Origin of the sequence: Klebsiella sp. w6 (genome assembly GCF_033100215.1) — a bacterium.
GTDB lineage: Bacteria > Pseudomonadota > Gammaproteobacteria > Enterobacterales > Enterobacteriaceae > Klebsiella > Klebsiella variicola.
In genome coordinates, this window is the sequence record NZ_CP136907.1 from 4,196,674 (window position 1) to 4,209,461 (window position 12,788).

A 12,788-nucleotide genomic window follows, 5' to 3' on the forward strand; every position below is an offset into this window, starting at 1 on the left:
TTCAGGCTCCTGAGTGGTGATGAAAACCAAACGCGTAACTATCAAAGATATCGCCGAACTGGCGGGCGTCTCCAAAGCGACCGCCAGTCTGGTGCTCAACGGCCGTGGCAAAGAGCTGCGCGTGGCGCAAGAGACGCGCGAGCGCGTGCTGGCGATCGCCCGCGAGCAGCACTATCAGCCCAGCATTCATGCGCGCTCGCTGCGCGATAACCGCAGCCATACCATTGGCCTGGTGGTACCGGAGATCACCAACTACGGGTTTGCCGTTTTCTCCCATGAGCTTGAGACGCTCTGCCGGGAAGCTGGCGTGCAGCTGCTTATCTCCTGCACCGACGAAAACCCCGGCCAGGAGAGCGTGGTGGTCAATAATATGATTGCCCGCCAGGTCGACGGGCTGATCGTCGCCTCGTGCATGCACAGCGATGCCGACTACCTGAAGCTCAGCGAACAGCTGCCGGTGGTGCTTTTTGACCGCTCCCCCAGCGACAGCGCCCTGCCGCTGGTGATGACCGACTCGGTGACGCCAACCGCCGAGCTGATCTCCCGCATTGCGCCTCAGCATGCGGACGAGTTCTGGTTTCTCGGCGGCCAGCCGCGGCTGTCGCCGTCGCGCGACCGGCTGGCGGGATTCACGCAAGGCCTGGCTCAGGCGGGGGTCACGCTGCGACCTGAGTGGGTGATCAACGGCAACTACCACCCCAGCTCCGGGTATGAGATGTTCGCGGCGCTCTGCGCGCGGCTGGGACGTCCGCCGAGGGCCTTGTTTACCGCGGCCTGCGGCCTGCTCGAAGGGGTACTGCGCTACATGAGCCAGCATCATCTGCTGGACTCCAATATTCATCTCGCCAGCTTCGACGATCACTACCTGTATGATTCGCTTTCCCTGCGCATTGATACCGTGCAGCAGGATAATCGCCAGCTGGCCTGGCACTGCTACGATCTGCTCAGCCAGCTGATCGACGGCCAGGCGCCGGAGCCGCTCCAGCGCTACCTCCCCGCCACCCTGCAGTTTCGCCATCCCTGACGGCGCCGTCGGCAATTAGCGTTTTCGCCGGGCGTGCGCTGCCTGCCTCACCGCCAGCAGCGCACCGGCAAACAGCATGCCCAGGCCGATCGTCACCGGCCAGCGGTAAGCCATCAGTAACGAGGGCAATCCGCCGTCCGGCGCCAGCACCACCAGATTCCAGCCCGTTAGCCCCGCCTCGCCGTTCAGCGCGCGGGTTAACATCCGCTGGTGCGGGGCGAAAGGCTGGATAGTCTGGTAGTGGCTGCCGAACAGCGGCGGCTGCATCTCCCTGGGGAACTGCGCCTGCACCTGGGCCAGTACGCTGGCCGGCAGCGCATGCGACGCCGCCAGCAGATGCCCGTCGCCATTCACCAGCAGCAGCCGATAATGCCGCTGCCGGGCGAGGGTATGGAGTTCGGCGCGCATCGCCGCCAACGGCCAGGCGGCTTCCCGCTGCGGCGCCGGCGTGTTCATTCGCCGCTCAAGGCGTTGCGCCACCCACTGCGCATCTTCCTCCAGCTGGCGGGTCTGCATCTCACGGTAAACCTCTCTGGCCGGCAAATTCACGCCCCGACCGAGCGCCAGGATCGCCAGTCCGGCGATCAGCGTGACGATAATGCCCCTGCTTGCCGGTCGCCAGAGCGGCGAGGATTTGACGACGGATGGTGTATTCATACGACTCCAGAAACCAGAGGCCACGCGTGGGCCCCCTGACGAATAGACAACGGAAGTGGCAAAACTGTACAGGATGAGCCGCGTGGGCAAAACAGACAGGCCGCGCCTGGCGGGGCGTATTTTGTTTATTTCTGGACAGGACGGGCGGCAACGACATCCTTCGCCGCAGCCGCCCGTTGATAAGATTAGTGTTTTTTCCGGTTGCGACGCATGTCGATGGTCACCGCGGCGACGATAATGATGCCCTTAATAATATCCTGCACGTAGGCATCGACGCCGACAAAGGTAAAACCGCTTTTGATCAGACCAAGGATCATCGCGCCAATCAGGGTGCCGGTAATGCGCCCCACCCCGCCCATTAAGCTGCTGCCGCCGATCACCGCGGCGGCAATCGCGTCCAGCTCGTAGGACATCCCCATGCTCGACTGGCCGCTGCTGACGCGCGCTGCCAGCACCACCCCCGCCAGCCCGGAGAGCGCCCCGGCGATGGTGTAGACAATCACCAGGTACTTATTCACGTTGATGCCGGACACTTTGGCCGAGGTCATGTTGCCGCCGATGGCATACACATATTTGCCATAACGGGTATGCTTCAGCGCAATGTGAAACACGGCGGCGATCACGAAGAAGATAATCACCGGCATCGCCCCCTGACCTATCGCCGTAAAGCTGTCGGAGAGGAAGCTGATCGGGTTGCCCTGGGTGTAATACTGCGCCAGACCGCGCGCCGAAACCATCATCCCGAGGGTGGCGATAAACGGCGGAATACCGGTCCGCGTCACCAGAAAACCGTTGGTCAGCCCGCACAGCAGGCCGACGCCGATCCCCGCGCAAATGGGGATCACCGCCGGCAGGTTGACCAGCGCCGGGAACATCGGCGACAGGCTGTCGGAAGTTTGCGCCAGGCTCGCCGCCACCACCGCCGCAAGGGCGATAACCGAGCCGGAGGAGAGGTCAATCCCGGTGGTGATGATCACCTGGGTGACGCCGACGGCGATGATGCCGATGATCGCCACCTGCAGCACAATCAGCACCAGGCGGTTGGTATTGAGCAGGAACGACTGGTCGCGAACATACCAGCCGGCAATTTCAAAAGTCAGGGCAATGACCAGCATCACCACAAAGATGCCGGTATCTTTCGGCATTTTATGCCGCAAATTAGCGAAGAAGGAGGAACCCTCGCTGGCCGGAGCCGCCGTTAATTTCATATTACTCATTCTCTGTGCCTCAATGGGATGCCAACGACAAAATGGTTTCCTGGTCGGCTTCGTCTTTTTCCAGGATGCCGGTGATACGGCCTTCATGCATCACCATAACCCGATCACTCATGCCAAGGATTTCCGGCAGCTCAGAGGAGACCATAATGACCGCCACCCCCCGATTCGCCAGTTCACTGATCAGATGATAAATCTCCGCCTTCGCCCCGACGTCGATACCGCGGGTCGGCTCATCGAGAATTAAGATTTTCGGTTGCGCTAACAGCCAGCGCGCAATCAGGACTTTTTGCTGATTCCCCCCGCTGAGGTTATTAATAATTTGATCCATCGTCGGCGTTTTAATATTGAGCCGGCGAATTTGCTCCATGCAGTCTTCGGCCATTTTCACGTGCTGGACAAAACCGCTCTTGCCGATATATTCCGGCATTTTGACGATACTCATATTTTCCAGCACCGACAGCACCAGAAACAGGCCCGACTTTTTGCGATCTTCGGTTAATAACGCCATCCCCTTTTCAATCGCCACGGAGGGGGAATCAATGGTCACCGGCGCCCCGTCGATCAGCACTTCGCCGCTGTCGAAGCGCTCCATACCGAACAGGCTTTCCATCACCTCGCTGCGCCCGGCGCCCACCAGCCCGGCCACGCCAAGGATTTCACCGCGGCGTACAGTAAAGCTGACGTCATGGAACACGCCCTGGCGCGTCAGGTTGCGCACCGTCAGCACCTCTTCGCCGATGGTGTTATTAAATTTCGGAAACAGCTGGGTTAATTCGCGGCCCACCATCTGGGTGATCAGCGACTGCCGGGTAAATTCGGTGGTGTTTTTGCTCCCCACCCAGGTGCCATCGCGAAACACGCTGATCTCATCGGTGATGGCAAAGATCTCATCCATTTTGTGGCTAATATAGATGATCGCTTTACCCTGGGCGCGCAGGTCGCGGATGATGGTGAACAGGTGAGCCACCTCGCCTTCGGTCAGCGCCGAGGTGGGCTCATCCATGATCACGATATCCGCGTTCCACGAGACCGCTTTGGCAATCTCCACCATCTGCTGGGCGGCGATGCTCAGGTCGCCCACCAGCCGGTCGGCGGTTAAGCGGATATTAAGCTTGTCCAGCAGCGCCTGGGTCTGGCGGGTCAGCTGGCCGTGGTCGACAAAGCCGTACTTCATCGGCTCGCGCCCCAGCCAGATATTCTCCGCCACCGTCATATGCGGCACCAGATTGAGCTCCTGGTGGATCATCGAGATCCCCGAGCGCAGCGCATCCATGGTGTCGGTAAACTCCACCGGCTCCCCTTTCACGCGAATCGACCCTTTATCGGGGCGATAGATACCGATCAGGCACTTCATCAGCGTGGATTTACCGGCGCCGTTCTCGCCCATCAGGGCATGCACCGTTCCCGGACGCACGCGCAATGAGACATTATCGAGCGCCTTCACGCCGGGGAAGAACTTACTGATACCTTCGGCTTCAAGTGCAAAAGCGTTCATACATCCACCTCCGTACCACAGGTTGGCCAGGACTATTTCTGATTACGGTTAGTAAATTCAGCCATGTTCTCTTTGGTGATCAGCTGATACGGCACGTCGATGATTTTTTCCACTTTCTCGCCATTCGCCAGCTTGATGGCCGCGTCGACTGCGCCTTCACCCTGGCCTTTCGCATCCTGGAAGATGGTGGCGATCATTTTGCCGCTCTTCAGCATCTGCAGGGCATCCGGAGTGCCATCCACGCCAGCGATGAGAATATGGTTCGGGTTTTTGCCCAGTGCCTGCAGGGCGCCGATCGCCATTTCATCGTTGTTGGAGGCGATGGCCTGGATATCCTCACCGCTGGTCATCCAGTTGCTGACCACGTCCACGGCGTCATTGCGGGTAAATTTCGCGGTCTGCTTCTGGACGATTTTGATGTTCGGGTATTTCGCCACCACCTCTTCCACCCCTTTGGTACGATCGCGGGTGGACTCATTCGCCAGGTCGCCGAGCAGGATCGCCACATTGCCCTTACCGTTCATCGCTTTCGCCAGCGCTTCCATCTGCAGACGGCCGGCGAGAATGGAATCCGACCCCACATAGGCCATCTTGTCGGTCAGCTCCGCCTGCGGACGGCGGTTCACAAACACCAGCGGGATCCCGGCTTTGGTGGCCTGATCCATAATCGGTTTCACCGCATTGGTATCCACCGGGTTGACGATAATGGCGTCCACCCCCTGACCGATAAAGTTTTGCACCTGCTGCAGCTGCTGGGAGACATCCCCTTTTGCGTCCTCGATCTGCGATTTAACGCCGTCTTTTTTCATCTCTTTTTGCATCGAGGTCCGCAGGATCGTCAGGAAGTTATCGTCAAACAGCGCCATGGAGACGCCAATAGAGACGTCTTTTGCCATAACCACCGCAGGCAGCATGCAGGCTAACAAAGAGGCAACAATCGTTTTCTTAATATTCATAGTTGATCCTTGATTTTGTAGGTACGCCGGTGAATGAAACAAAATGAAAAATTAATTTCAGTTACGTTGCGGCAAATGTCTGCTGTGATATCGACGACGCTGCGGCACCTCTCGCACTCCATCGTGATCTAAATCACAAATTACGGCTGTTTTTTCATCACTTTTTTGAAACGTTAGTCCATTTACGCCGCAACCTGGATTTCAGACCATTTATTTCATTAACAAGACATTTGAAACTTTTATAAGTAAATAACTGAAATGAAAATTTTAAAACTATGCAGTAACAGAATTTTGACAGACATCTAACATTGCCGCATAAATGAGCGAAAAATGAGAGGCAGACAACGCTTTGACGCGATCGCTTCCCCGCCAGGCGGGTATTTACCCGCCAGGGATAGTCATGCGGTCAGGAGGGGATACGCCGACCGACTCAGTCGACGTTTTCGGCGCTGTAGAGGATAAAGTCGACTTTACCGTCGGCATAGGTTTGCGGCTGGTAGCCGGACTCCAGATGGCGCAGCATCAGGTCGATCGCCAGCTGGGCGTGTTGGCGGGTGTTCTGATCGAGCGTTAACGCCAGACTCCCCTTCGCCAGCTGCTGCCGGGTGGTGTTGTAACGCTCATGGGTGATCCAGCAGACGTCGCCTTCGCGGCGGTGGCGGGCCAGCGCCTCGGCAATCTGGGTATTGCCAAGCCCGGTGTTATAGATCCCAACAATATTCCGGCTGCGGCACAGGGCTTGTTCCAGCAGGCGGGTGATCTGCTCCCGCCGCTCCTCACCCGCCAGCACGTCGCTGAGCTGCAGGTGGGGAAAGCGCTGGCTCAGCACCTCGCGAAACCCCTGAATGCGCAGGCGATGCGCGCTGTAATCTTGCCGGCCGCTGACCATCAGCACCTCGCCGGGCCGCGGCGTCATCCTCCCCAGCATTAACCCCGCCGTGCGGCCAGCCTGCAGCTGATTGATCCCCACGTGGCAGAGTCGGTCGGCGCCGGGCAGGTCCGTCGCCAGGGTGATCGCCGGGACGCCCGCCTCCCGGCAGCGGCGCAGCGCGTCGTGCACTGCGGGATGTTCATTGCCGAAGACGATGATCCCCTGACGCTGCTGGCAGCTGCGCACAATGCGCCGGGCCAGGGTCGTCGGCTGCGACTCCGGGACAAAGGTGCGGTGCAGGGTCAGACGGCGATAGCCGAGGCTATCCGCCACGGCGGCAAAATCCTGCGCCAGCTGGGGAAAGAAGAACGAGTCATTGCTGCTGAGAAAGACCTCAACCTGCCAGGGAAAGCGGTGCTCCTCCGGCAGGATCCGCTTCAGCCCCGCCTCGCGCGCCGCCTGCAGCACTTTGCGGGTGGTCTGCGGCGATACGCCGCCGCGTTCGTTCAGCACCCGGTCAACGGTGGCCACGCCGACGCCAATCTGTCTGGCCAGCACCGCCAGTGAAATGTTTTTCATCGCCCCTCTCTTCATGATGGAAATCCATCAAAACGGCAGTGTCAGTGAGTTTAGCAAACCGATTATGGTGGCAACGTCCCCTCGCCATTCTGGAGAAAAAAATGATCTGCAAACGTTTTGCCCTGGTAGGCAGTGGTTTTATCGGTCAGGTTCATGCCGCCAGTCTTGCCCGTCATGAAGGAAGTGCGCTGACGATGGTGGCCGATGCCGCCCCGGAGCGCGCCCAGGCGCTGGCCGCCCGCTATGGCGCCCGGGCGGTGACAGTGAGCGAGGCGATCCATAGCGACGCCATCGACGCGGTGCTGATCGCCAGTTCAACCCCGTCGCATGCCGAACTGCTGGAAGCCGCCGCCCGGGCGGGCAAGGCGGTCTATTGCGAAAAACCGATCGACCTCTCCCTGGCGCGCGCCCGTGAGGTGGTGGAGCGGGTGCTCCCCCTGAACGTGCCGGTGACTGTCGGCTTTAACCGGCGCTTCGACAGCAGCCATCAGCAGCTCCGCCGCCAGCTGGAGCAAGGGCTGATCGGCCGGGTCGAGCTGGTGCAGATGGTCTGCCGCGCCTCCACCATGCCGCCGCTCGACTATCTGCGCAGCTCCGGCGGCCAGATGCGCGATCAGGCGATCCACTTCTTCGATCTCCTGCGCTTTCTCACTGGCGATGAAGTGCGTACCGTGGCGGCGATGGGCGCGGCGCTGGCCCTGCCGGACATTGCCGAATTTGGCGATGTCGACACCTCCATCCTGATGATGCAGATGCGCGGCGGCGCGCTGGCGCAGCTGGACAACACCCGCCGCACCGGCCACGGGTATGATGAACGGATCACGCTGCTGGGCGCCGAAGGCGCGCTGGAGTCCGGTAGCCAGTCGCCGGCGGGCCCTACCCTGTGGCGCGGCAATCAGCGCATTGAGCCGGGCCTGTGGCCGGACTGGTTCAGCCGGGTACAGGGATCTTATTACCAGCATCTTGACGCCTTTATTCGCGCCCTGAATGGTGAAACCGTGGCCGATCTGCCCGGCCTGCTGGACGGCCTGCAGGCGCAGGCCATTGCCGAAGCGGCGGTTCAGTCCCTGCAGCATGGCCAGTTTGTCGCCGTCGACGACTGTCGCTGAGTGGTTGCGTGGCAACCGCCATCAGGCGCTGTACCAGCCTTTATGCCGGGCGGCGGCGACGCCTTGCCCGGCCTACATAACACAGGCATTAATCCGATTTAATATCAAACGGTTGCAGTAAAATCGTAGGCCCGCGCAAGCGCAGCGCCGCCGGGCAACAGACATCCGGCATCGTACGCGTCCTGGTGCCGGGCAATGGCAGACACGCTCGCGCTATCTGCAAACCAAAGCCCGGCCGGCTCCTTAGCGTTCTTCGTTAAACACCGCGCCCACCTGGCGCCGCACTTCATCCATCACCTGCAGATTCTGCAGCACCCGACTGAGCGGCCGCAGCGGCGAGTCCTGCAGCCCCTGCCCGATGCACCAGGCAAAATGCTCCGCCTGCCAGAACAGCTGGTCGTAGCGATTGCGCGGCTCTTCCCAGCGCAGCACCTGCCCGCCCTGGCTGGCGGCGAGCGTAAAGCCGCCGGGGGCGTAAAACTGACCGTCGATCGTCAGGGTCGCCTGGCGTCCGGCCACCACCGCCCCGCCCGGCGTGTTGCTGAACAACGTCGTGTTTAACAACCCCTGCATCCCGTTCTGCCAGCTAAACAGCATCGACGTCTGACCGTTAAGCCCCTCCGCCGTGGCGCTGCCGCGGGCGACAATCTCCTGCGGCATGCCGCCCACCATCAGCGCAAACGAGGTCAAATAGCTGCCGAGGTCCATCATCGGCCCGCCGGCAAGGTCGGCATTGAAGATGCGGTGGTCGGAGGTGAAATACTCGCCGTGATCGGCCAGCAGGGTATGCAGGTCGCCGAGCGCCCCATCCTCCAGCAGCTGGCGGATCACATCATATTTCGGCGCGTAATCGCACCACATTGCCTCCAGCGCCAGCTTCCCCTGGCGGGCGGCTTCGGCCTGCAGCTCACGCCCTTCGCCGAGGTTGAGCGCGAAGGGCTTCTCAATCAGCACGTGTTTACCCGCCTTCAGCGCCTGCATGCCGTCAGGAAAGTGATGGTTGTGCGGCGTCGCAATGTACACCGCATCAATATCCGGGCGCGCCAGCATCTCCTCCACCTGGCCGTAAGCCTGGGGGATCCCCCATTCCGCGGCCACCCGCTCGGCCTTCGCCTGGCTGCGGGAGGCCACCGCCACCACCTGCTGTCGGCTGTAGGTTTTCAATGCATGAACAAAGCGCTCGGCGATCCAGCCAGGACCGATAATGCCCCAGCGCAGGGAGGGAATGCTCTGCGCCGCCGGGCGGCGCGGGATCGGTAAGTGTGAGGGAAACATAGCGGCTCCTTAGTCTTTAACCACGTTCACCCAGCGGCGGCTGACCATCGAGGCTTCAATCGCCGACAGCACGCGCTGATTCTGCAAACCAAATTCGAAGTTGGGATAGCAGTCGCCCTCCCCGCAAATCCCCTGCACCAGGTCATGCACTTCGATCACCTTGACGTCAAAATAGCCCAGCCCACCGCCGCCAAAATCGAAGCCGAAGAAGCCGGCATAGGCCGGGATCTGGCTCCCGGCATACAGCGTCTTAAAGCCGCGGTCGTGTTTATCATCGTTGAAGCGATATACCTGCAGTTCGTTAAAGCGCTCCCCGTCCATATACAGCGTGCCTTCGGTGCCGGAAACCTCCCAGAACACGCCGAAGATCCGCCCGGCGGCGATGCGCGAGGCCTCAATCACTCCCGCCGCGCCGCTGTCGAAATTGACCAGGCACTGAACCTGATCGTCATTTTCTACTTCCCGCCACTCGGCATCGGCCGCGACCCGGCTGGCATACCCGGCATCGCGCTGCGGCACCGGACGCTGGCGCAGGCAGGTTTGCGCGCTGGCGGTCACTTCGCGGATCCCGCCCAGCAAAAACTGGGCGACCGACAGGGTATGGGCGCCAAGGTCGCCAAGCGCCCCGCTGCCGCCGAGGGTTTTCGAGCAGCGCCAGGACCAGGGCAGGTTAGGGTCGTTATAAAACCCCTGATCAAAGGTGCCGCGAAAGCGCACCGGTTCGCCAATATCGCCCCGGGCGATAATCTGCTTTGCCAGCAGTGCCGCCGGCGTTTTGATGTTGTTAAAGGCCACCATGGTCTTCACCCCCGCGCGCCGTGCCGCCTGCGCCATCTCCTGCGCCTGCTGCTCGTTGACCGCCAGCGGCTTCTCGCAATAGACATGTTTACCCGCCGCGATCGCCGCCATCGCCATTGTGTAGTGCAGATGGTTCGGCGAGGTGATATCCACCACATCAACCTGCGGATCGTTTACCAGCTCGCGCCAGTCGCCGTAGGCCTTTTCCGCCCCCAGTTTCGCCGCATGGCGTTCAGCCAGCGACTGATCCTGATCCGCCAGCGCGTAGAGATGCGGGCGCTTCGGCAGATCGGGATAGAACATGGCCGCGCGACGGTACGCGTCAGCGTGTGCCTGACCCATAAAACCCGAGCCGATAAGACCGATATTTAACCGCGCGCTCATGCTGCGTGCTCCTCTGACGGTGAAGGGGAAGATAAATGGTGCGCCAGCCAGGCATAGGCGCGGCGGGCGGTGGCCAGCGGCGGCGCCATCGCCGGGTCCTGCTCGGCTTCGATAATCAGCCAGCCGCGGTAGTCACTGCGCCGGACGAAGTCGAGGATCGGCGCATAGTCGATGCAGCCGTCGCCGGGGATGGTAAACAGCCCGGCGCGCACCGCCTCGTTAAAGCTCAGATTTTCACGATACAGACGCCCCAGCACCTGCGGACGGACGTCTTTCAGATGCAGATGGCGGATACGGTGGCCATATTTTTGCAGCACGCGCGGGATCTCGACCCCGGCGACAAAGGCGTGTCCGGTATCAAACGCCAGCCCGACGTTGTCATGGGTATGGGACAGAAACCGCTCCAGCTCGTCATCGTGCTCCACCAGCATCATCAGATGATGGTGATAGGCCAGCTGGAGGCCATAGTCGCGCAGCAGCAGGTCGGCAAAGGTATTTAGCTTGTGGCAATACGCCGCCAGGCTGACACGGCTTAACGGCGGCGAGAGTGAAATAGGCTCATCAAGCGGGGTTTCACCCGGCAGTTGCCCGCACTCGCCGTAAACCATCACCCTCGCGCCGAGCTGCCGGAGGAGTTGCGCGTGCTCCCGCACCGCCTCCAGCTCCGCTTCCACGCTGCGCTCGGCCAGCAAGCCGCTGTACCAGCCGGACGCCAGGCGCAGGTCAGCCGCCGCCAGCAGCGGGCCCAGCGTCTCTGCCTGGCGGGGAAATTTCCGTCCTAACTCAATGCCCTGATAGCCCGCCTCCCGCGCCTCGCGCAGGCAGGTATCCAGGGGGATATCGCCGCCTAAATCCTCCAGCACATCGTTGGTCCAGCACAGGGGGCTCACGCCCCACTGCAGATGCTCTGTCGCCATCTTGTTCTCCTTTTCACCCTGTGGTCTTGTCTGGCGTCACTATAAGCAGGCGACGACCGACGATGAAAACGGAGAAATGATGGAAATCCATCATTGCGCTGGCGATATATCCGCTATTTCAGGTAACCCTGAAAAATAAATGGAAATAATGCTTGCCGCCGGCTTATTTTGCGGCTAAAAATTACTGGCTTAATAACCCGCTTCAGAGGTTATCCCTTTCATTCGAAATATGATGATAGCAATATGAAAAAAACTCAACACCGCACCGGCGCGGGCTTTAGCCGCGCGCCCAGGCCGGGCCTGCTGTTATTTGCTTAAGTGACAAATAGTCACTTTTAAAACATCAATTACTTAACATTCTCTCTGCAATAATATGACATGCAGCGGGAAGGTACAGTGATAAATAAAATCAGGGTAATGATGTTTTACCAATAAATAACCCATCTCCTTCCTGCTAGTTATTTATCAGGAATGGCTGCGGTTATATTTATTCTGACGCCACCGGGAGAATGCACCAATGTGTATCAACCTTTATGACCATGCACGCCGCTATCGCGATGAGAAACAATAAGATGAATAAGACCTGGCTTTTCACCACCCTCACCCTGGCGCTGGTCGCCGCCGCGCCGGCCCACGCCATTAGCGCGAAATACCGGGAACAGCTTGAACGTTCCGGCTGCACGCAGATGACCGACGGGACCACCTGCGATATTCATAAAACCAAAGCCGAGAATGCCGCCGCCGCGCAGCAGGCCAGCAGCGGCTTCGGCCCCTGGGTGGGCACCTGGTATGTTTATACGGAGTATGGCGATAAAATTGATGAGATTACCGTCACCGCTAAAACGGTGAAAACCCATGGTCATCTGGTCGAGGCGGCGAAAGCCAGCCAGGGCAAACTGACTTTCCGGGTGAAAAGCTCAGCCTTTACCCTCAACAACGCCTTTAACGGCAGCTGGACAAACGGCAGCCAGCACGGCTCCCTGCAAAAAGTGCAGTAATCTCCCCGCCCCTGCCATCCGGCGGGGGCGGAAAGCCGGGTGCGCTAAGGCTTAAAATCCAGTAGCGGATGGTTAAAGATCTGGTAGACCCCTTCGCTGGCAAAGGGCGGGAAGGTCGTGCGCAGTACCGCATCGGTCACTACCGCGCAGAACGCCGGATCGCCCCCCTCCTGCTGCAGTCCGGTCAGTTTTGCACTGCGGTTAAGCGACAGCCGCACGGAGCATATTTTCCCCTGGTAGCGCGCGCTGTTGGGCAATTGAACCATAACCGCCTCTCTGAGCGTGAAGGCGTAGCGCATCAGTTGGTCCTGCGTGGCTTTGCCCGGCGGCAGTGTGTGCGTATCCGGGGCCGCGGCCCGCTGCTGCATCTGGCGGATCAGTTCCTCCTGCGTCGGATGCTTCTCCTTCGCCGCCTGGCAGCCGCTCAGCAGGCTAATAGCCGCCGCGGTCATGAGGGCAATACCAAATTTGCTCATAGCGTCTCCTTGCGAAATGGTCACTATTGTCG

General features: G+C 60.2%; 11 protein-coding genes and 1 pseudogene. 3 read left to right on the plus strand and 9 right to left on the minus strand.

What is annotated here, in order from left to right:
* The first annotated feature begins 13 nt into the window (after positions 1–13).
* Positions 14–1,024 (plus strand): LacI family DNA-binding transcriptional regulator, encoded by a 1,011-nt coding sequence (locus R0140_RS20605; protein WP_162493284.1) that lies wholly within the window; start codon positions 14–16, stop codon positions 1,022–1,024.
* Positions 1,025–1,071: 47 nt separating this feature from the next.
* Here R0140_RS20605 and R0140_RS20610 read toward each other — a convergent pair.
* From R0140_RS20610 to R0140_RS20630, 5 genes and pseudogenes are all read right to left on the minus strand, one after another.
* A pseudogene (locus R0140_RS20610) lies at positions 1,072–1,681 on the minus strand (hypothetical protein).
* A 185-nt stretch (positions 1,682–1,866) separates the two neighbouring features.
* Entirely contained in the window at positions 1,867–2,889 is a 1,023-nt protein-coding gene (locus R0140_RS20615; protein WP_004152946.1) for an ABC transporter permease, read from the minus strand.
* A 19-nt stretch (positions 2,890–2,908) separates the two neighbouring features.
* On the minus strand, positions 2,909–4,393 hold the full coding sequence (locus R0140_RS20620) for a sugar ABC transporter ATP-binding protein (protein ID WP_004202401.1): 1,485 nt from the start codon (positions 4,391–4,393) through the stop codon (positions 2,909–2,911).
* Between the two features lie 32 nt (positions 4,394–4,425).
* A complete protein-coding gene (locus R0140_RS20625; protein WP_002892597.1) occupies positions 4,426–5,349 on the minus strand; it encodes a sugar ABC transporter substrate-binding protein in 924 nt (307 codons plus the stop codon).
* Positions 5,350–5,779: 430 nt separating this feature from the next.
* On the minus strand, positions 5,780–6,799 hold the full coding sequence (locus R0140_RS20630) for a LacI family DNA-binding transcriptional regulator (protein WP_317703886.1): 1,020 nt from the start codon (positions 6,797–6,799) through the stop codon (positions 5,780–5,782).
* A 101-nt stretch (positions 6,800–6,900) separates the two neighbouring features.
* Between R0140_RS20630 and R0140_RS20635 the strand changes: the two genes are divergently transcribed.
* Positions 6,901–7,908: a Gfo/Idh/MocA family oxidoreductase gene (locus R0140_RS20635; RefSeq protein ID WP_012542555.1), complete on the plus strand. Its 1,008-nt coding sequence runs from the start codon at positions 6,901–6,903 to the stop codon at positions 7,906–7,908.
* A 243-nt stretch (positions 7,909–8,151) separates the two neighbouring features.
* Here the strand turns inward: R0140_RS20635 and R0140_RS20640 are convergent, their stop codons facing one another.
* The 3 genes from R0140_RS20640 to iolE are packed head-to-tail and all read right to left on the minus strand — an operon-like array spanning position 8,152 to position 11,282.
* Entirely contained in the window at positions 8,152–9,183 is a 1,032-nt protein-coding gene (locus tag R0140_RS20640; RefSeq protein WP_032734910.1) for a Gfo/Idh/MocA family protein, read from the minus strand.
* A gap of 9 nt (positions 9,184–9,192) precedes the next feature.
* Complete coding sequence (locus R0140_RS20645) at positions 9,193–10,365, minus strand: Gfo/Idh/MocA family protein (RefSeq protein ID WP_008805489.1); 1,173 nt, start codon at positions 10,363–10,365, stop codon at positions 9,193–9,195.
* Positions 10,362–11,282, minus strand: a complete 921-nt coding sequence (gene iolE / locus R0140_RS20650) for a myo-inosose-2 dehydratase (protein WP_008805488.1) — start codon at positions 11,280–11,282, stop codon at positions 10,362–10,364. The genes R0140_RS20645 and iolE overlap by 4 nt, the downstream gene beginning before the upstream one ends.
* A 572-nt stretch (positions 11,283–11,854) precedes the next feature.
* On the opposite strand from iolE, the gene R0140_RS20655 reads away from it, so the two are divergent.
* On the plus strand, positions 11,855–12,280 hold the full coding sequence (locus R0140_RS20655) for a hypothetical protein (RefSeq protein WP_032739933.1): 426 nt from the start codon (positions 11,855–11,857) through the stop codon (positions 12,278–12,280).
* Between the two features lie 44 nt (positions 12,281–12,324).
* On the opposite strand, the gene R0140_RS20660 is transcribed toward R0140_RS20655, so the two are convergent.
* Complete coding sequence (locus tag R0140_RS20660) at positions 12,325–12,756, minus strand: cell envelope integrity TolA C-terminal domain-containing protein (RefSeq protein ID WP_012968783.1); 432 nt, start codon at positions 12,754–12,756, stop codon at positions 12,325–12,327.
* Positions 12,757–12,788: the final 32 nt, after the last annotated feature.

Bases quoted from the DNA above. Each gene is read 5' to 3' on its own strand.
- R0140_RS20615 (WP_004152946.1), bottom strand. From the start codon at position 2,889: ATGAAATTAACGGCGGCTCCGGCCAGCGAGGGTTCCTCCTTCTTCGCT.
- R0140_RS20620 (WP_004202401.1), bottom strand. From the start codon at position 4,393: ATGAACGCTTTTGCACTTGAAGCCGAAGGTATCAGTAAGTTCTTCCCC.
- R0140_RS20625 (WP_002892597.1), bottom strand. From the start codon at position 5,349: ATGAATATTAAGAAAACGATTGTTGCCTCTTTGTTAGCCTGCATGCTG.
- R0140_RS20630 (WP_317703886.1), bottom strand. From the start codon at position 6,799: ATGAAAAACATTTCACTGGCGGTGCTGGCCAGACAGATTGGCGTCGGC.
- R0140_RS20635 (WP_012542555.1), top strand. From the start codon at position 6,901: ATGATCTGCAAACGTTTTGCCCTGGTAGGCAGTGGTTTTATCGGTCAG.
- R0140_RS20640 (WP_032734910.1), bottom strand. From the start codon at position 9,183: ATGTTTCCCTCACACTTACCGATCCCGCGCCGCCCGGCGGCGCAGAGC.
- R0140_RS20645 (WP_008805489.1), bottom strand. From the start codon at position 10,365: ATGAGCGCGCGGTTAAATATCGGTCTTATCGGCTCGGGTTTTATGGGT.
- iolE (WP_008805488.1), bottom strand. From the start codon at position 11,282: ATGGCGACAGAGCATCTGCAGTGGGGCGTGAGCCCCCTGTGCTGGACC.
- R0140_RS20655 (WP_032739933.1), top strand. From the start codon at position 11,855: ATGAATAAGACCTGGCTTTTCACCACCCTCACCCTGGCGCTGGTCGCC.
- R0140_RS20660 (WP_012968783.1), bottom strand. From the start codon at position 12,756: ATGAGCAAATTTGGTATTGCCCTCATGACCGCGGCGGCTATTAGCCTG.